Source organism: Nocardioides sp., from assembly GCF_024509035.1.
In the GTDB taxonomy this organism is placed as follows: domain Bacteria; phylum Actinomycetota; class Actinomycetes; order Propionibacteriales; family Nocardioidaceae; genus Nocardioides.
The window spans coordinates 13975-14312 of sequence record NZ_JANINT010000005.1 but is presented as its reverse complement, the minus strand read 5'-3'; the positions used below and the strand labels follow the sequence as shown (position 1 = coordinate 14312).

At 69.8% G+C, this 338-nt stretch carries 1 protein-coding gene; it reads right to left on the bottom strand.

Annotated features, from left to right (window positions below; all coding sequences use genetic code 11):
* The coding region (locus tag Q0L15_RS00370) for a hypothetical protein (RefSeq protein ID WP_296601421.1) at window positions 1-338 on the bottom strand (338 nt) is incomplete at both ends.

The window sequence follows — 338 nt, the reverse complement described above, 5'->3', positions numbered from 1 at the left end:
GCCGATGCGGTGGGCGCCGTGGAGCGCCAACGCACGACGGCAGGCCTCGGCACCGGTGGCCACGCGCAGCCCGGAGAACGACTCGACGGCCGCCGTGAACTGCGCGTTGCCCTCGACGCCTCCCCAGAAGGTCTCCGCGCTCATGCCCATCACCAGGTAGTCCGGCTCGGCGGTCAGCACACGCGCGCAGGCGTGGTCGATCTCCTGCCGGACCTGCTCCAGCAGTGCCTCGAAGTGCTCGTTGCTGGACAGCGTCTGGTCGCGGATGTGGATGCGTGCGGTGTGCGCGGTGATGCCGGGAACGGCCATCCGGTAGAAGTCCGGCTCCACGATCGTGT